Source organism: Parvibaculum sp., assembly GCF_045863935.1.
Lineage (GTDB): Bacteria > Pseudomonadota > Alphaproteobacteria > Parvibaculales > Parvibaculaceae > Parvibaculum.
In genome coordinates, this window is sequence record NZ_BTVP01000015.1 from 23,335 (window position 1) to 40,380 (window position 17,046).

Below are 17,046 nucleotides of genomic sequence, written 5' to 3' on the forward strand. Positions count from 1 at the left end.
CTTGCCTTTGGTTTGGGCAGGAACACTTTCCAACTGTGTCATTGCCGGGCTTGACCCGGCAATCCAGTGTTTTTGGCACCGCATTTGCCGTCCTGGATGCCCGGGTCAAGCCCGGGCATGACAATATTGTTGAAGGTAGGAAAGCAGGTGCGCCGCCCCTACCCCTCGACCTTCGAAAAATCGGCGACCTCGTGCAAGGCCGCGCGGATCTGCGCGAGCAGCTTCAGGCGGTTCGCGCGAACCTTCGCGTCGTCGGCATTCACCGTCACCTTGTCGAAAAAGGCATCGACAGGCGCGCGGAGCGAAGCGAGCGCCGACATGGCGGCGGCGAAGTCTTCCTTTGCGACGGCGGCTTTCGCGGCCTTCGACGCCGTGGCGATGGCGGCGGCGAGCGCCTTCTCTTCGTCCTGCGTGAAGAGTGAAGCGTCCGGCGCTTCATTGAACGCACCCTCGCCATCCTTCTTCTCTTCGATGCGCAGAATATTCGTCGCGCGCTTGTAGCCGGCCAGCAGGTTCGCACCGTCTTCCGTCGACAGGAAGTCGGAGAGCGCCTCGACGCGCTTCACGATCTGCTGTAGGTCCCGGCTGTTCCGCATACCGGGAATTTGCGTATCCGCCGTTGATCCCATCAGGAAAACGGCATCCACAAGGTCGAATCTATTACCCATGTCACGAAGGCGAACTTTCAAACGATCGCCAAAAAAATCGAGCAGATCAAACGCAGTTATTGCCCAATCTCTTTGTTTGAACAAATCTCCATGCTCGATGAGAACCTTGGTCAAATCAATTCGGAGATTGCCTTCCAGCACGATACGGATGATGCCGAGCGCAGCTCTGCGCAACGCATAAGGATCCTTCGAGCCCGTGGGCTTCTCGTCGATGGACCAAAAACCCGCCAGCGTGTCGATCTTGTCGGCAAGCGCGACCACCTTGCCGAGCGGCGTCGAGGGCACGTCGTCAGTCGGGCCAAGCGGCGAGTAATGTTCGGCAATCGCATCCGCGATGTCGTCGCCGAGGTCATCGTTCCGCGCATAGTAAGCGCCCATCAGGCCCTGAAGTTCCGGGAACTCGTAGACCATCTGGCTCGTGAGATCGGCCTTGCAAAGTTCACCGGCAATCCGGGCCTTCCCGGCGAAACTCTCCACATCTCCCAACTCGTCATGCCCGGGCTTGACCCGGGCATCCAGGGGCCGCGCACTCCCTGCCTTGCCGCCCTGGATTGCCGGGTCAAGCCCGGCAATGACATTTTGGGTGGAAGCATGAATGTAGGGAGCCAACTCCCGCGCGAGCTTCCCGATCCGGATCGCCTTGTCGTGCACCGTGCCGAGCTTCGCGTGGAAGACGACCTCTTGCAGTTTCGGCAAGCGGCTTGTCAGCGTGTGCTTGCGGTCCTGATCCCAGAGGAAGCGCGCATCGGCGAAGCGGGCGCGGAGCACGCGCTCGTTGCCGTTGACGATGGCCTTGCCGCCATCTTCCGCCTTGAGGTTCGCCACCACGATGAAGCGCGGCGCGAGCTTGCCGCGCGCGTCGACACAGGCGAAATATTTCTGGTTCGCGCGCATGGTCGAGGTCAGCACTTCCTGCGGCACGGACATGAATTCATCGTCGATGCGGCCGATGAGCGGCACCGGCCATTCGACAAGCCCCGCCACTTCGTGCAGCAGCGCTTCGTCTTCCACGAGCGTCAAGCCTTCCGCCGATGCCAGCGCCTTCGCGCCTTCATGGATGAAGTTCGCGCGCTTCGCCGGATCGAGAACGACCCTGGCCTCAAAGAGTTTCATGTCGTAGTCGGTGAAATCCTTCACCGCGAAGGCGCCGCCGCTCATGAAGCGGTGGCCGCGCGTCGTGTCGCCAGACTTTATGCCGTCCACCTCGAAGGGCACCACCTTGCCGCCAAGAAGGCAGAGGATCGAATGCAGCGGGCGCACCCAGCGCAAGCTTCCCCTGCCCCAGCGCATCGATTTCGGCCAGGGGAAGGCGCGGATCACGGCGGGCACGATGTCGGCAACGGCATCCGCCGTCGCGCGGCCCTTCTTCTCCGTCACCGCGACGTAGAAGGCGCCCTTCTTGTCTTCCTGCACTGTCGCTTCGTCGATGCTCGCAAGCCCCGCCGCGCGGAGAAAGCCGTCGACCGCCTGTTGCGGCGCGCCCACTTTCGGGCCCTTGCGCTCTTCCTTCACATCCGGCGTCTTGTCCGGCAACCCGTCGATGACCAGCGTCAGGCGGCGCGGCGTCGTATAGGCGCGCGCATTCTTTCCCTCGACGCCCGCCGCTTTCAGCGCATCGGTGACGAGACGCACGAGGTCTTCACCGCCACGCTTCTGCATCCGCGCCGGAATTTCTTCCGAGAAGAGTTCGAGAAGGAGTTCGCTCATGCCGCGCCCCCCGCCGGCGTCTTCAGCCATTCCTCGGCGCAGCGTTTCGCCAGCGTGCGCACGCGGCCGATATAGGCCTGCCGCTCGGTCACGGAAATCACGCCGCGCGCATCGAGCAGGTTGAAATTGTGGCTCGCCTTGATGACCTGGTCGTAGGCCGGCAGCGGCAGCGGCTTGTCGCGGTCGAGCAGCGCGGCGCATTCCTTCTCCGCGTCCTCGAAATGGCGGAACAGCATTTCCGTGTTCGCCGCCTCGAAGTTGTGCGCGGAATATTCGACTTCCGCCTGATGGAAGACGTCGCCATAGGTCACGCGGTCGGCGCCCTCGGCCCCGTTGAAGTCGAGTTCGTAACCGTTGTCGACGCCCTGGATATACATGGCCAGGCGCTCAAGCCCGTAGGTGAGTTCGCCGGAGACGGGCGAGCAGTCGAAACCGCCGACCTGCTGGAAGTAGGTGAACTGCGAGACTTCCATGCCGTCGCACCAGACTTCCCAGCCAAGGCCCCAGGCGCCCAGCGTCGGGCTCTCCCAGTCGTCCTCGACGAAGCGGATGTCGTGGTTCGCGGCGTCGATGCCGAGTTCCTTCAGGCTTTCGAGATAAAGCTCCTGAAGATTGTCCGGGTTCGGCTTCAGGATCACCTGAAACTGGTAATAGTGCTGGAAGCGGTTCGGGTTCTCGCCATAGCGCCCGTCGGTCGGACGGCGGGACGGCTGCACATAGGCCGCCTTCCAGGGCTTCGGCCCCAGCGCGCGCAGTGTCGTCGCCGGATGGAACGTGCCCGCCCCCATCGCCATGTCATAGGGCTGCAGGATGACGCAGCCCTGCCGCGCCCAATAAGCCTGTAATTTCAGGATCAGGGACTGGAACGAATTGTCGGGCTTCGCCGTCATGTTGGCCTGTCGCGTGTCGCGCCTCTCGAAGGCCCGCGCTCAGGCCGGGCGGCCGGAACGCCGCTTGAAGGCGCGCGCAAGGTAGCCGCCGGACCCCCAAGGGTCAAGCAAGCGCACAGCCGTTTGACACCCGGTCAAGCGGCCGGAAACACGGGAATATTTGCAGTTCGTCCGGCGCCGTTCAGATGTCGCGGCGGCTGTGCTCGGGCACGTAGATGCCGTCGCCGTCATCGCGCAGCGTGCCGAGGTCGCGCGGTTCCACGCGGCTGCGGTTATGCGCGCGGGCAAAGGCCTCGCGCTGGCGCGCCGCCTGGCGCTGGATCGCGTTGTACGCCGCATAGCAGACCGCGATGAAAACGGCTGCAAAGACGATCTTCGTCATGTCATCGCCCTCTCGAACTGCCGGACCAGGACCATGCGCACCGGCCCGAAGCCCCTATTAAAGGCCAAAACGGCTCCAAAGGGAACGCCTCTCCGCCGCGGCGATGAGTCCATCCCCGATTTCGCCCGCAAATCCGGCCCCGAGCCGCTCGAATCCGCCCGGGAACCGGGCAAACCCGACGCCGCCGCCCGGCCGCCACCAGGGCGTGCGCTGGGTCACGAGCTTCAGTTTCACTTCCTTGCCGAAGAGATCGCGCATCTTGCCCCGGATATCGGCAATGCCGTCGATGAGGCCGCGCGCCAAGGCGCCCTCGCCCGCCCAGAACTCGCCGGAGAAGATCGCCGGGTCGTCCGCCTTCAGGCGGTCGCCGCGCGCATCCCGCACGAGCTTCTTGAAGTTCTCATGGACGTCCCTTTGCAGCGTCTCGAGGCGCTTCACATCCTCTTCCTTCTCGGGCTGGAAGGGATCGAGCATGGCCTTGCTTTCGCCCGCCGTATGGACGCGGCGCTCGACGCCGAGCTTCTCGATCAGGCCGGTAAAGCCGAAGCCCGCCGAGACGACGCCGATGGAGCCGATCACGGAACTTTCGTCCGCGTAGATCTCGTCCGCCGCGCAGGCGATCATGTAGCCGCCGGACGCCGCCACGTCTTCGGCGAAGGCATAGACCGGCAGTTCCTTTTCCTCCGCCAGCGAACGAATGCGCTTGTAGATGAGCGAGGACTGCACCGGCGAGCCGCCCGGCGAATTGACGATGAGCGCCACAGCCTTCACGCCCCTGAGCGAGAAAGCCGCTTCGAGCGGGCCCGCGACGGCGGCGAGATTGAGCCCGCCGCGCAAGGGCTGCGACGGGCCGATGACGCCCGCGAGCCGCACCACGGCGACGACGGGCTTCGGCTCCCAGCCAGGGAGAATGCGGTTGCGGACGATCGGGGGGAGGAAAGGCGCGATGCGGTTTTTCATACCATCACAAATAGGGATGCGGCGCGGTTGCGGCAAGCGGGATCGGATCCCACTGCCTCCGCGCCGCTTCCGCTTGTCCTACTTCCCGCGCTTGCGCAGCCCGCTCAATTGCGACACGTCGCGGACGGCGCCACGTGCCGCGCTGGTGGACATGGCGGCATAAGCCTGAAGCGCCGGAGAGACGCGGCGCTTGCGCACCTCCTTCGGCATCCAGCCATCCTGCTCGGCCTTTTCGCGCCGTCCGGCCAGAACATCCTCCGCAACGGCGAGGTGGATCTTGCGGGCCGGAATGTCGATCTCGATGAGATCGCCCGTCTCGACGAGACCGATGGCGCCGCCCTCCGCCGCTTCCGGCGAGACATGGCCGATGGACAGGCCCGACGTGCCGCCGGAGAAGCGGCCATCCGTCACCAGCGCGCAAAGTTTCCCCAGACCCTTCGACTTGATGTAGCTCGTCGGGTAGAGCATTTCCTGCATGCCGGGCCCGCCGCGCGGACCTTCGTAGCGGATGAGAACGACTTCACCGGCCTTGACCTCGTTGTTCAGAATGCCGAGGACGGCCGTGTCCTGACTTTCGTAGACGCGCGCAGGCCCCGAGAAAACGAGGTTCGACGGATCGACGCCGGCCGTCTTCACGATGCAGCCATCCTCCGCCAGATTGCCGTACAGCACGGCCAGGCCGCCATCCTTCGAATAGGCATGTTCGATGTCGCGGATGACGCCGTTCGCGCGGTCGAGATCGAGATCGGGGTAGCGGCGCGACTGCGAGAAGGCTTCGGTGGTGCGCACGCCGCCCGGCGCGGCGCGGAAGAATTCATGCGCGTGATTGCTCTTCGACTTGCGAATGTCCCAATGATCGATCGCCTCGCCGAGCGACGGGCTGTGAACGGTCGGGACATCGCGGTGAATGAGCCCGCCGCGATCGAGTTCACCGAGAATGGCGAAGATGCCGCCTGCGCGGTGCACGTCTTCCATGTGGACGTCGTTGCGCGCCGGCGCGACCTTCGAGAGGTTCGGCACATGACGCGACAGGCGGTCGATATCCTTCATCGTGAACGGCACTTCGCCCTCGAAGGCGGCGGCCAGAAGATGCAGGACCGTATTCGTCGAACCGCCCATGGCAATGTCGAGCGACATGGCGTTTTCAAAGGCCTCAAACGTGGCGATGCTGCGCGGCAGGACGCCGGCATCGTCCGTCTCGTAATAGCGGCGGGTGATTTCGACGATCAGCCGGCCGGCCTCGAGAAACAGTTCCTTGCGGTCCGAATGCGTGGCCAGCGTCGAGCCGTTGCCCGGCAGGGACAGGCCGAGCGCTTCCGTCAGGCAGTTCATCGAATTGGCGGTGAACATGCCCGAGCACGACCCGCAGGTCGGACAGGCCGAACGCTCGATAACGGCAACCTGGTTGTCGGAAACCGTGTCGTCGGCGGCGGCGATCATGGCATCGATGAGGTCGACAGCGCGGTCCTCGTCGTCCCATTTCACCTTGCCCGCTTCCATCGGTCCGCCCGAGACGAAGACCACCGGAATATTGAGGCGCATGGCAGCCATCAGCATGCCGGGCGTGATCTTGTCGCAATTGGAAATGCAGACCAGTGCGTCGGCGCAATGCGCGTTGACCATATATTCGACGCTGTCCGCGATGAGGTCGCGCGAGGGCAGGCTGTAGAGCATGCCGTCATGGCCCATGGCGATGCCGTCGTCGACCGCAATGGTGTTGAACTCCTTGGCGACCCCGCCCGCCTTTTCGATCTCGCGGGCGACAAGCTGCCCCATATCCTTCAGGTGCACATGGCCCGGCACGAACTGGGTGAAGGAATTGGCAATGGCGATGATCGGCTTGCCGAAATCGTCGTCTTTCATGCCTGTAGCGCGCCAGAGACCGCGGGCACCCGCCATATTGCGGCCATGGGTCGTGGTGCGGGAACGATAAGGAGGCACGGGAATTTCCTTTCAACGGGGAAGCAACGGCTCGCCGCTCCACATATGGAGAGCGGCGCGGGTATTTCTATCCGCGCGGAGGCGAACAGACAAACCCGCAAAAACCCTCATCTGATTATGGTCAGCCCGGCTGGTCGAGCAGCAGCGCCTCGCCCCGGCGGAGCAGTGCCTCCGCCCGCTCGGTGAAACGCCCGTCGCGGCCATGCAGCACGAGGCCGGGACGCAGCACGAGCGGTGCCTTCGAGTCGCGCTGCCCGCGCAGGATGACGCGCGAGGCGGGCTTGCCCGTGGCGGGCCAGAGCGGAAAGACCTCGATGCCGCCGAGATGCCCCGTCATCGCGCCGAGCAAGCCGGCCAGCGCATCCGCGCGGTGAATGAAGGTGACCGTGCCTTTCGGGCGCGCCATCACGCAGGCAAAGCGCACCCAGTCGTCGAGGTCGGAGCCGAGCGTCAGATGCGCCTGCGCCTTGCTCTCATTGGGCGAGGCCGGGTTCGAGGCCGGATCGTGGAAGGGCGGATTGGCGAAAACATGGTGCCAGGCATTGGGCTCGAAGCCCATCGCCACGAGATCGCGCACCGGCTGGCCAATATCGCCCTCGACGATCGAAACCCGGTCGCCCAGCGCGTTGCGGGTGATGTTTTCGCCCGCCAGCCGCGCAAGACCGGGCTGCAACTCGATTCCCGCCACCTCAAGCCCGTTCACACGCGAGGCGAGGCAGAGGCTCGCGACGCCGACGCCCGCACCGGCTTCGAGCACCCGCTCGCCCGCCCGCGCGGGCACGGCGGCGGCGAGCAGCACAGCGTCCAGTCCCGCGCGATAGCCCTTGGCGGGCTGGAGGATGTTCAGCCTTCCATCCAGAAAGCCGTCATCGGTGGTCTCTTCACTGGCCGCCGTACCGCTCATCGGATCTCGCTCCCTCTGGCCTCGTCGAGAATCTTCCGTGCGCTCTCATAATCGTCGTCCGTCACCATGATACGCTTCGGCAGGATGCCGAGCGAGCCCTCGACAAGGCTCATATGGCTGTCCATCTCGAAAGGTTCTATGCCCTCCTCCCTCAGCCTGTGTGTGAGGAAGGAGATGAAAACCGTGTCGTTGGTGCGAATCAGCTCTTTCACGCGCTGCATGCCTCCAGACATTGCCCCGCCGGACGGGTTGCGGCATATAGCCTGCGGGCCTTGCCGCCCCCGGAGCCCCAACCTATGCTCCCTTGTGACGGCAGGATAACACAGGCCGTGGATGGAAAATCGGGTCTCCAGCCGGAAAACCGGCTTCAATTCAGGAGTGGCGAGTGGGTGTTGTTGTTCCCCTGGAGGAAGATCGCGGTCGCGGCCAGAACGCCGTAGCGCAGCTTCAGGCGCTGGTGGCGAGCGAAATGGAAGCCGTCAACGAGTTCATCCGGGAGCGGATGGCGTCCGACGTGCCGATGATCCCGGACCTCGCGAGCCACCTCATTAATTCTGGCGGCAAGCGGCTCAGGCCCATGCTCACCATCGCCTCTTCGCAGATGTGCGGTTACACGGGCAAGGACCACATCAAGCTCGCGGCCACTGTCGAATTCCTGCACACGGCGACGCTCCTCCACGACGATGTGGTGGATGAGAGCGACCTGCGGCGCGGCAAGCGGACCGCGCGCACGATCTGGGGCAACCAGGCGAGCGTTCTCGTCGGCGATTTCCTGCTGGGTCGCGCCTTCAAGCTCATGGTCGAAACGAAGTCGCTGCGCGCGCTCGAAATCATCGCGGACGCCGCCTCCATCATCGCCGAAGGCGAGGTGATGCAGCTTGCCGCCGCCAAGGACACCGGCACGACGGAAGACGCCTATCTGCGCGTCATCTCGGCGAAGACCGCTGCCCTTTTCGCCGCGGCGACCGAAATCGGAGCCGTCATCTCCGGGCGCAACGGCAGCGAGGCAGCGGCGCTGGAATCCTATGGCCGCAATCTCGGCATCGCCTTCCAGCTTGTCGACGACGCGCTCGACTATGGTGGCCGCGCGGCCTCGCTCGGCAAGAATGTCGGCGACGATTTCCGCGAGGGCAAGATCACGCTGCCCGTCGTTCTCGCCTTCCGGCGCGGCACGGCGGAGGAACGCGCCTTCTGGCAGCGGACGCTGCAGGACGGCGACCGGCAGGAGGGCGACCTCGAAAAGGCGGTCGAGTTCATGCAGCGTCATTCGGCGCTCGAGGACACCACCTCTCGCGCGCGGCATTACGGCGCCATCGCCATCGATGCGCTGGCGATCTTCCCCGAGAGCGAGTACCGGGATGCGCTGACGCTGCTCGTCGAGTTCTGCATCAACCGCAATCATTGATCTGGCACTGATCCGGTTTCAGACGGCCTCGCCCGCTGCGATCCACCAGCCGGGATGCGCGGTGGCGAGCGCGCGTGCCGCTTCGCCGGCCGCGGCCTGCGAGGGATAGAGGCCGAAACATGTCGCGCCCGAGCCCGACATGCGCGCGAGCAGGCAATCGGCCGTCGCGGCGATGGCATCCCGCACCTCGCCCACGGCCGGGGCGAGCGCGATGGCGGGCGCTTCGAGGTCGTTTCCCTCTTCCGCCGCCCAGCGCACGAGAAGGTCGAGCGTCGCGAAGGCCGGCAGTGCCGGATCGGACGGCAGCGCGTCGAGCGGCGGCGCCGCCAATTCCCTGAAGACGGCGGGCGTCGAAAGCGCGATGCCGGGATTGGCGAGCACCATCCAGAAGGCGGGCAACGGCAGGCGGGCGATCTTTTCCCCGACGCCCCACATCAAGGCGGAGGACGAGGCAAGGCATACCGGCACATCGGCGCCGAGCGATGCGGCGAGCGTCACGAGCGAAGTCTTGTCCGGCTCGATCTTCCAGAGTCGCATCAGCGCTCTCAGCGCCGCAGCCGCATCCGCCGAGCCGCCGCCGATACCGGAGGCAACCGGCAGGTTCTTCTCAAGCGCGAGATGCGCGCCCGCCGCCACGCTGCCAAGTTCGCGAAGCGCGCGGCCTGCGCGCAGCACGAGGTTGTCGGCTTCGGCGTCGAGCGCGGGCGCGAAGGGCCCCGTCACATCGAGAGACATCCCCTCGGCATGATCCGCCGTCACGCGGTCGCCGATGCGTGCGAAGGCGACGAGGCTGCGCAGCTCGTGATAGCCGTCCTCCCTGCGTCCCAGGATGCGAAGCGTCAGGTTGATCTTGGCAAAGGCATCTTCCGTCACCGGCCCCGGCATGGGTTCACGATCCCGCCGCGCCCGCGGGCATGCTGCCCTTGAGGTCGTTTTCGGCGCGCTCGCCCGCCTCAAGGCCGAGATCGAGCTTTGTGCGGAGGATGCTTTCGCGCTTCGCCTCCGGCTTCATGGAAAGCGCGTGGCTCCACTGGAAGCGCGCCTCGATCTTGCGTCCGACCTTCCAGAACGCGTCGCCGAGATGCTCGTTGATTGTCGGATCGCCGGGCTGCAACTCCGCCGCGCGTTCGAGATATTTGACGGCGAGGTCGTATTCGCCGAGCCGGTAGCGCGCCCAGCCGAGGCTGTCCACGATGAAGCCGTCATTCGGGCGGCGCTCCACCGCCTTCTCGATCATGGCGAGTGCCTCGTCGAGATTGCGATGCTGTTCGACCCAGGAATAACCGAGATAGTTCAGAACAAGCGGGTGCTCGTCCGACATGGAGAGGGCGAGCAGGAGGTCGGCCTCCGCCTTGTCCCATTCCCCCAGGCGCTCGAAGCAGATGCCGCGCGCATAGTAGAGCGTCCAGTCCGAGGAATCGGGTTCGCCGGAAAGCGCAATCGCGCGATCGTATTGCGCCGCCGCAGCAGCATAGTTCTCCGCGGCGCGATAGATATCGCCCATCGCGACGACCGGCTCGACCGCTTGCGGGTTTCTCTTCGCCGCGCCTTCGAGGACGCCGATCGCCTCCGCCTGCCGTTCCATCTCATTCAGGGCGAGCGCGGTCTGGATGCGTGCATTCATGGCGAGGGGCGAGTCCGTGCCGACCTTCCCATAGGCCGCGACCGCATCGGCCCAGCGCTTCTGCTGCTCATAGGTGCCCGCGAGAAGCGACTGCGCGATGTCGAAATCGGGCCGCATATAGAGCGCGAGGCGCAAATAGAGTTCGGCGAGATTGCTCGACGTGTCGCTCGCGAGCGCGCTGCCGAGACCGTAGAGCGCTTCCGCCGTTCCCTCCGCCGCGTCGTTCACGAGAGGCGGCAAGGTCTCGCCGCCCGCGAGCCGCGTCAGCGCATCCCTGGCGAGCGGATGGTCGGGCGAGAGTTCGAGGAAACCTTCAAGCACGGCGCGCGCCTCGTCGGCGCGTCCCTGCCGCTGCAGATAGCTCGCATAGGCTTCCACAATGCGGATGGACCCGCCGCCGCTCGTTTCCATCGCTTCGGCATAGGCCTCGCCCGCGCCGTTCTCGTCGCCGAGCACTTCGAGCATCAGGCCTTCGTGGAAGGAGCTGAAAAGGGTGAAAGCCGCACGGCCACTGAAGGTGCCGATCTGTTCGAGCGCCAGGTCTTTGTCGCCCTCGCCGACGGCCGCCCATGCGGCGGTCAGCGTGCCGACAAGCGCCGTGAAGGGGCCGGGCGCCGCCGCGGCGATCTGCTCTCGCGCCTGCCTGTAATCGCCGCTTTTCAACTCGGCGAGCGCGAGGGTGAGCCGGGGCATGCGTTCGCCGGAATTGAGCGCCACGAGCCTGCGCGCCAGCGGAATGGCGCGGTCCATGTCGCCGCCGACCAGCGCCGACATGAAGGCGCGGTCGAGGATCACCGGATCGTTCGGCTGGTCCGCCAGCGCCTTGTCGTAGAAATCGCCCGCCTTGAGATTGTCGTTCACGGAAGCGGCATGGCGTCCGGCCAGATAAGCGCCGTAAGGCGTATCCGCATCGCCTCGCGAAAAGAGGCCTCCGGAAAGGCCGTTCATCCCGGCGCAGCCACCGAGCAGCGGGGCAAGGAGGGCGAACATGACGGCCGCTCGCGCCGCGCGCCCTTTACGCAGGACCGGCGTTGCGCGCGCCAACGCCGTATCGACACATTCCATCCGGGGCCGGCCTCCGTGCCTTCAGGTCTCCGGCCCGCCGAAAGGGCGAACCGTCATCACACTATATAAAAGCAGCATGCCCCGCCATGCCGCCATCCGGCGATGCCGCGCGTCCCGTCACATATTCGGGTAATTCGGGCCGCCGCCGCCTTCCGGCACCGTCCAGTTGATGTTCTGGGCCGGGTCCTTGATGTCGCAGGTCTTGCAGTGGACGCAGTTCTGCGCGTTGATCTGGAAACGCGGGTTGGAGCCGTCCTCGTCGCGCACGACCTCGTAGACGCCTGCCGGGCAGTAGCGCTGCGCGGGCTCCGCGAAGTTCGGCAGGTTGTAGGCGATCGGAATGGCCGGGTCCTTGAGCTTGAGGTGCACCGGCTGGTCTTCCTCGTGGTTCGTCGCCGAGATGAAGACGGAGGACAGCTTGTCGAAGGAGATCTTCCCGTCGGGCTTCGGGTAGTCGATCGGCTTGCACTCGCTCGCCTTCTTGATCGACTCGTAGTCTGCCTTCTTGTGCCGCAGCGTGAAGGGCAGGCCGATCCCGAGATTGTTCATCCACATGTCGACGGCGCCAAGGCCGATGCCCATGAACGTACCGAGCTTCGACCAGAGCGGCTTCACGTTGCGCACGCGCTTCAGGTCCTTGTAGACCGGGCTCTTCTCATAGGCTTGCGTGTAAGCCACGAGTTCGTCGCCCTGACGTCCGTCCTTCACCGCCTCGAAGGCCGCTTCCGCGCCCATCTTGCCGGTCAGCATGGCGTTGTGGCTGCCCTTGATACGCGGCACGTTGACGAAGCCCGCCGAGCAGCCGATCAGCGCGCCGCCCGGGAAGGTGAGCTTCGGCACGGACTGGAAGCCACCCTCGGTGATCGCGCGCGCGCCATAGGCGATGCGCTTGCCGCCCTCGAACGTCTCGACGACGGACGGATGGTGCTTGAAGCGCTGGAACTCGTCGAAGGGCGAGAGGTAGGGGTTCTTGTAGTTCAGGTGAACCACGAAGCCGACCGAAACGAGATTCTCGCCGAAGTGATAGAGGAAGGAGCCGCCGCCGGTCGAATTGTCGAGCGGCCAGCCCATCGTGTGCTGCACGAGGCCCTTCTTGTGCTTCGCGGGGTCGATTTCCCAGAGTTCCTTCAGGCCGATGCCGAACTTCTGCGGCTCGCGGCCCTCGTCGAGCTTGAACTTGCGGATCAGTTCCTTCGACAGCGAACCGCGCACGCCTTCGGCGAAGAGCGTGTACTTGCCGCGCAGTTCCATGCCGGGCGTGTAGCTGTCCTTGTGGCTGCCGTCCCTGGCGACGCCCATGTCGCCGGTGACGACGCCGCGCACCGAGCCGTCCTCGCCGTAGAGGACTTCCGCGCCCGCGAAACCCGGATAGATTTCGACACCGAGCGCTTCGGCCTGCTCGGCGAGCCAGCGGCAGACATTGCCGAGGCTGACGATGTAATTGCCGTGATTGTTCATCAGCGGCGGGAACAGGAAGTTCGGCACGCGAATGCCGCCGGACGGCCCCAGGTAGATGAAGTGGTCGGCGGTGACTTCGGTGTCGATCGGGGCGCCTTTTTCGCGCCAGTCGGGGATCAGCGCATCGAGGCCGATCGGGTCGATCACGGCGCCCGAAAGAATATGCGCGCCGACTTCCGAGCCTTTTTCGATCAGGCAGACGGAAATGTCGAAATCCTCTTCCGCCGCGAGCTGGCGCAGCCGGATGGCCGCTGAAAGGCCCGCCGGGCCGCCGCCGACGATGACGACGTCATATTCCATGTACTCGCGTTCGACTGCCGCGTCGCTCATAATTCTTTTCTCCTTATCCGGCACAAACCTTGGGATTGTGCCGCCGGACCGCCGCTCGGAAACAGGGCCCCGTTATGGTGCGGATGCCCTTGCGGGTCAATATGTCGGGCCTCGTGGAACCGCCCTGCACCAGTTGCATGTCATTCTCAACAAGACGCACGTTCCCGCGCGATATAGAACGAGTGTAGGTTCGCTCTTGTGACCGTCAAATGGCAGGAAAGGATCGGCGATGCGTCCCTCGGCAGCGCTCGAACGGCACCGTGAAGAAATAAGGCGTATGGTGGAGAGCCATCGGTTGACCAATCCGCGCGTCTTTGGCTCGGTCCTTCACCGGACGGACCGGGAAGACAGCGATCTCGATATCCTCGTCGATCCATCTCACGAAACAACGCTCCTGAATGTCGGTGCCTTGCAGGTTGCGCTCGAACAGTTGACCGGTGTGAGGGTCGACGTTCAAACGCCAGGCGCTCTCCCCCCGGGCCTGCGCGACAAAATACTCTCCGAGGCCAAACCCGTATGAGCGACGGTATCTCCCGGATTCTGGACTATATTGACCACATGCTGCAGGCGACGGACCGAATCACGCGGTATGTGGAAGGCAAGGATAGACAGGCTTTTCTGAGAGACGAACTCGTGCAGGACGCGGTGATCCGCAACCTGGAGATACTCGGAGAGGCTGCCCGCAATATCGAGAAACATGCTCCCGATTTCGTGGAGCGCCATCGCTACATCCCTTGGGCGGCGATCTACGGCATGCGCAACCGTGTTACTCACGGCTACTTTAGCGTGGATCTAGATCTCGTCTGGAATACATTGAAGAAGGACATTCCTGAACTGGATGCCGCGCTGAAGTCCCTCCGGTTGCAGGCGAAAGAGTGATGGAAAACAGCGGACAAAACCTGACGCCGCAGGAAGCCGCCGCCCTTCTCGCCTTTTATGTGGAGGCGGGCGTCGAGGAATTTTTCGGCGACGAGCCGGTGAACCGCTATGCGTTGCAGGACTCCGCGGCGCCGGAGCCCGCGCGCGCGGCGCAAGCGCGCCAGACGCGCGATCTGACCCGCGATCTGCCGCGCGGCACCCGCCCGGATCCGCGCGGAGAGGTGGCACCCCCGCAAGACGCACCGCGCACCGCGGCGCCGTCGGCCATTCCGCTCGAGGACGCGCAGGCCGCCGAGAGCGCGCGCATCGTTGCCGCACGCTGCGCAACGCTCGAGGAGCTGCGGGAGGCGCTCGCGAATTTCGAGGGCTGTCCGCTCCGCTACACGGCAAAGAATCTCGTCTTCGCCGACGGCAATCCGAAAGCGCGCGTGATGATGGTGGGCGAAGCGCCGGGCCGCGACGAGGACCTGCAGGGCCTGCCCTTTGTCGGCCGCGCGGGGCAATTGCTCGACAAGATGCTCGTCTCGATCGGGCTCGACCGCACCGCCGTCTACATCGTCAACACGCTCCCCTGGCGCCCGCCGGGCAACCGCACGCCGACACCGGCCGAACACGCCGTCTGCATGCCCTTCGTCGAGCGCCATATCGAACTCGTGGCGCCGGAAGTGCTGGTGCTGCTCGGCGGCGTCTCGGCCAAGCAGTTGCTCAACACCGACACCGGCATCATGCGGCTGCGCGGCAAATGGGCGACGGTCCGGGTGGGCCAGCGCGACATTCCCGCCCTGCCGACGCTTCATCCGGCCTATCTGCTCCGCCAGCCGGCCCAGAAGCGGCTCGCCTGGCGGGATCTTCTGGCGCTCAAGGCCCGGCTGGCCCCGGCAGGCTAGACCGCCCGCCGCGTTAACCTTTTTGTCCATTTCCGGGACAAACGGGCCGATCCGAGCTTGTGAGCGGCGCTTCCGCCGTTAAGATACGCCCCATGTTCCGGGGGGCTCATCATCTTTCCGCCGCGCGCGCGGCGGGCCGAGCGATTTGTGCGGCAGCTTTCGGCGCCGCGCTTTTCCTTTGCGCATCCCCTCCCGCGATTGCCGGCAACATCCTTCTCGCCGAGGCAAGCGGCCAGATGCCGACCCGCATCTGGAGCCCTGAAATCCTGAACGGCTCCGACCGCGAGCTCTATCGCGACATCTTCGCGGCAACGGAGCGCGGACGCTTCAAGGAAGCCGACAAGCTCGCCGCGAAGCTCAGGGACAAGCGTCTCATGGGCCATGTTCTCTATGTGAAATACATGGGGCCCCACTACACGACGCGCTACGCGGAACTGAAGGACTGGCTCGCCCATTACAACGACCATCCCGGCGCCGCGGACATCCACAAGCTCGCGATGAGAAAAAGGGGCGGTGCCGCCTATCCGGCGAAGCCCGAACCGCGCCGCTGGCGCCAGCCGATGCACGCGGCTTACGCTGTCGATGACGGCGCCATCGAGAACCCGTCCGCCCGCTTCCGCGAAATCGACCGCGAGGTCCGCCGCATGGTCTCGAGCGGGACGGCGGACAAGGCGCAGGCCTATCTCCGCCGGAGCAATGTTCGCAGTGCGCTGACGGGCCTCGAATTCGACAAGGTGCGCGAACGCGTCGTCGCCTCCTATTTCCTCGAGGGCGAAAACGAAAAAGCCTATGCGCTCGCCTCCGACATCCTGCAGAGGCACGGAAGTGCCGTGCCGCTCGCGAACTGGTATGCGGGCCTTGCCGCGTGGCGGATGGAAAACTACGCCGCCGCGGCCGGCCATTTCGAGCGGCTCTCGGGCGCGCCACGCATCTCCGAATGGACGAAGGCGGCAGGCGGTTTCTGGGCCGCGCGATCATGGCTCGCGGCGGGCAAGCCCGAGAAGGTCGCGCCGCTCCTCGAACTCGCAGCCGATACCGGCGCCACCTTCTATGGCATTCTGGCGACGCGCCAGCTTGGCCGCGAACTCCATATCGACTGGGTGGAGCCACGTCTCGACGAAGCATCCTTCCGTGCACTGACGGAAACGGATCAGGTCGCCCGCGCCGTCGCGCTCATGCAGATCGGCAAGCGCGACCTCGCCCGCGAGGAACTGATCCGCGCCCATGCGCTCATCGATCCCTCGCTCGACCAGGCGATGATCGCGCTCGCCGCCTTCTACGATCTTCCCGCCGTCGAGCTTCAGGTGGCGAATGCCGCCTATGTGCCGCCGTCGCGCGCGCCGCGCGGCCGCATCGCGCTCAATGCGGGCCTCTTTCCCGTTCCCGACTACAAGCCCAGCACGGGCTACAAGGTCGATCGGGCACTCCTCCTCGCCTTCATGCGGCAGGAGAGCAAGTTCCGCCCCGATGCCACCTCATGGGCGGGGGCGCGCGGCCTCATGCAGATCATGCCGGCGACCGCGAGCCATATCGCGCAGGACCGCTCGCTCGCCCGCGCCAACAAGGACAAGCTTCTCGATCCGACCTTCAACATCACGCTCGGACAGGACTATCTCACCGAACTCATGGGATCGGGCGAACCTCACGGCAATCTCTTCATGCTGACGACGGCCTATAATGGCGGGCCCGGCAATCTCAACCGCTGGCTCGCGAGCATGGATTTCAAGGGCGACCCCTTCCTCTTCATCGAGAGCATTCCCGCCGCCGAAACGCGCGGCTATATCGAGCGCGTCGTCACGAACTACTGGATCTACAGCGAACGCCTCGGCCAGCCCGTCGGCACGCTCGACGCCTCGGCTGCCGGCGCCTGGCCGATCTACAAGCCGGCGCGCTGAACGGCTCTCCCCTAACGTCGCGACTCCTTCGGTTTTTTCGGTTATATGAAC

At 65.0% G+C, this 17,046-nt stretch carries 15 protein-coding genes; 5 read left to right on the forward strand and 10 right to left on the reverse strand.

Annotation, left to right across the window (positions count from 1 at the left end):
* Positions 1–158 precede the first annotated feature (158 nt).
* The 7 genes from glyS to ACKUUH_RS08155 form a co-directional block, all read right to left on the reverse strand.
* A complete protein-coding gene (gene glyS / locus ACKUUH_RS08125; RefSeq protein ID WP_407949393.1) occupies positions 159–2,375 on the reverse strand; it encodes a glycine--tRNA ligase subunit beta in 2,217 nt (738 codons plus the stop codon).
* Entirely contained in the window at positions 2,372–3,265 is an 894-nt protein-coding gene (locus ACKUUH_RS08130) for a glycine--tRNA ligase subunit alpha (RefSeq protein ID WP_407949394.1), read from the reverse strand. The genes glyS and ACKUUH_RS08130 overlap by 4 nt, the downstream gene beginning before the upstream one ends.
* 181 nt (positions 3,266–3,446) lie before the next feature.
* Positions 3,447–3,647, reverse strand: coding sequence for a hypothetical protein (locus ACKUUH_RS08135; protein ID WP_322313761.1), 201 nt, complete (start codon positions 3,645–3,647; stop codon positions 3,447–3,449).
* Between the two features lie 57 nt (positions 3,648–3,704).
* Positions 3,705–4,607 (reverse strand): S49 family peptidase, encoded by a 903-nt coding sequence (locus tag ACKUUH_RS08140; RefSeq protein ID WP_407949395.1) that lies wholly within the window; start codon positions 4,605–4,607, stop codon positions 3,705–3,707.
* 78 nt (positions 4,608–4,685) lie between these two features.
* Positions 4,686–6,548 carry a dihydroxy-acid dehydratase gene (gene ilvD, locus ACKUUH_RS08145; protein ID WP_407949396.1) on the reverse strand — a complete coding sequence of 621 codons (1,863 nt, stop codon included), beginning with the start codon at positions 6,546–6,548 and terminating at the stop codon, positions 4,686–4,688.
* A 121-nt stretch (positions 6,549–6,669) separates the two neighbouring features.
* On the reverse strand, positions 6,670–7,452 hold the full coding sequence (locus ACKUUH_RS08150; RefSeq protein ID WP_407949397.1) for a tRNA1(Val) (adenine(37)-N6)-methyltransferase: 783 nt from the start codon (positions 7,450–7,452) through the stop codon (positions 6,670–6,672).
* A complete protein-coding gene (locus tag ACKUUH_RS08155; RefSeq protein WP_407949398.1) occupies positions 7,449–7,685 on the reverse strand; it encodes a DUF2007 domain-containing protein in 237 nt (78 codons plus the stop codon). The genes ACKUUH_RS08150 and ACKUUH_RS08155 overlap by 4 nt, the downstream gene beginning before the upstream one ends.
* 152 nt (positions 7,686–7,837) lie before the next feature.
* Between ACKUUH_RS08155 and ACKUUH_RS08160 the strand changes: the two genes are divergently transcribed.
* Positions 7,838–8,857: a polyprenyl synthetase family protein gene (locus tag ACKUUH_RS08160; RefSeq protein ID WP_407949399.1), complete on the forward strand. Its 1,020-nt coding sequence runs from the start codon at positions 7,838–7,840 to the stop codon at positions 8,855–8,857.
* A gap of 18 nt (positions 8,858–8,875) precedes the next feature.
* Here ACKUUH_RS08160 and ACKUUH_RS08165 read toward each other — a convergent pair whose 3' ends face one another.
* The 3 genes from ACKUUH_RS08165 to ACKUUH_RS08175 form a co-directional block, all read right to left on the reverse strand.
* Positions 8,876–9,742 carry a 4-(cytidine 5'-diphospho)-2-C-methyl-D-erythritol kinase gene (locus tag ACKUUH_RS08165; protein ID WP_407949400.1) on the reverse strand — a complete coding sequence of 289 codons (867 nt, stop codon included), beginning with the start codon at positions 9,740–9,742 and terminating at the stop codon, positions 8,876–8,878.
* A 4-nt stretch (positions 9,743–9,746) separates the two neighbouring features.
* Positions 9,747–11,471, reverse strand: coding sequence for a tetratricopeptide repeat protein (locus ACKUUH_RS08170; protein WP_407949401.1), 1,725 nt, complete (start codon positions 11,469–11,471; stop codon positions 9,747–9,749).
* Between the two features lie 192 nt (positions 11,472–11,663).
* Positions 11,664–13,334 carry a 4Fe-4S dicluster domain-containing protein gene (locus tag ACKUUH_RS08175; protein ID WP_407949402.1) on the reverse strand — a complete coding sequence of 557 codons (1,671 nt, stop codon included), beginning with the start codon at positions 13,332–13,334 and terminating at the stop codon, positions 11,664–11,666.
* A gap of 229 nt (positions 13,335–13,563) precedes the next feature.
* On the opposite strand from ACKUUH_RS08175, the gene ACKUUH_RS08180 reads away from it, so the two are divergent.
* The 4 genes from ACKUUH_RS08180 (at position 13,564) to ACKUUH_RS08195 (ending at position 16,995) form a co-directional block, all read left to right on the forward strand.
* The gene (locus ACKUUH_RS08180) at positions 13,564–13,854 is read left to right on the forward strand and encodes a nucleotidyltransferase family protein (protein ID WP_407949403.1); all 291 of its coding nucleotides are present in this window, start codon (positions 13,564–13,566) and stop codon (positions 13,852–13,854) included.
* Positions 13,851–14,213 carry a DUF86 domain-containing protein gene (locus ACKUUH_RS08185; RefSeq protein ID WP_407949404.1) on the forward strand — a complete coding sequence of 121 codons (363 nt, stop codon included), beginning with the start codon at positions 13,851–13,853 and terminating at the stop codon, positions 14,211–14,213. Before ACKUUH_RS08180 ends, ACKUUH_RS08185 begins: the two co-directional genes overlap by 4 nt.
* Positions 14,213–15,100, forward strand: coding sequence for a uracil-DNA glycosylase family protein (locus ACKUUH_RS08190; protein ID WP_407949405.1), 888 nt, complete (start codon positions 14,213–14,215; stop codon positions 15,098–15,100). The genes ACKUUH_RS08185 and ACKUUH_RS08190 overlap by 1 nt, the downstream gene beginning before the upstream one ends.
* Before the next feature lie 92 nt (positions 15,101–15,192).
* Positions 15,193–16,995, forward strand: a complete 1,803-nt coding sequence (locus ACKUUH_RS08195) for a lytic transglycosylase domain-containing protein (protein WP_407949406.1) — start codon at positions 15,193–15,195, stop codon at positions 16,993–16,995.
* Positions 16,996–17,046 lie beyond the last annotated feature (51 nt).

Excerpts from the sequence above, each read along its gene's own strand:
- ACKUUH_RS08165 (WP_407949400.1), bottom strand. The coding sequence starts at position 9,742 with ATGCCGGGGCCGGTGACGGAAGATGCCTTTGCCAAGATCAACCTGACG.
- ACKUUH_RS08150 (WP_407949397.1), bottom strand. The coding sequence starts at position 7,452 with ATGAGCGGTACGGCGGCCAGTGAAGAGACCACCGATGACGGCTTTCTG.
- ACKUUH_RS08170 (WP_407949401.1), bottom strand. The coding sequence starts at position 11,471 with ATGTTCGCCCTCCTTGCCCCGCTGCTCGGTGGCTGCGCCGGGATGAAC.
- ACKUUH_RS08135 (WP_322313761.1), bottom strand. The coding sequence starts at position 3,647 with ATGACGAAGATCGTCTTTGCAGCCGTTTTCATCGCGGTCTGCTATGCG.
- ACKUUH_RS08180 (WP_407949403.1), top strand. The coding sequence starts at position 13,564 with ATGCGTCCCTCGGCAGCGCTCGAACGGCACCGTGAAGAAATAAGGCGT.
- ACKUUH_RS08175 (WP_407949402.1), bottom strand. The coding sequence starts at position 13,334 with ATGAGCGACGCGGCAGTCGAACGCGAGTACATGGAATATGACGTCGTC.
- glyS (WP_407949393.1), bottom strand. The coding sequence starts at position 2,375 with ATGAGCGAACTCCTTCTCGAACTCTTCTCGGAAGAAATTCCGGCGCGG.
- ACKUUH_RS08195 (WP_407949406.1), top strand. The coding sequence starts at position 15,193 with ATGTTCCGGGGGGCTCATCATCTTTCCGCCGCGCGCGCGGCGGGCCGA.
- ACKUUH_RS08155 (WP_407949398.1), bottom strand. The coding sequence starts at position 7,685 with ATGTCTGGAGGCATGCAGCGCGTGAAAGAGCTGATTCGCACCAACGAC.
- ACKUUH_RS08185 (WP_407949404.1), top strand. The coding sequence starts at position 13,851 with ATGAGCGACGGTATCTCCCGGATTCTGGACTATATTGACCACATGCTG.
- ACKUUH_RS08140 (WP_407949395.1), bottom strand. The coding sequence starts at position 4,607 with ATGAAAAACCGCATCGCGCCTTTCCTCCCCCCGATCGTCCGCAACCGC.
- ACKUUH_RS08190 (WP_407949405.1), top strand. The coding sequence starts at position 14,213 with ATGGAAAACAGCGGACAAAACCTGACGCCGCAGGAAGCCGCCGCCCTT.
- ACKUUH_RS08130 (WP_407949394.1), bottom strand. The coding sequence starts at position 3,265 with ATGACGGCGAAGCCCGACAATTCGTTCCAGTCCCTGATCCTGAAATTA.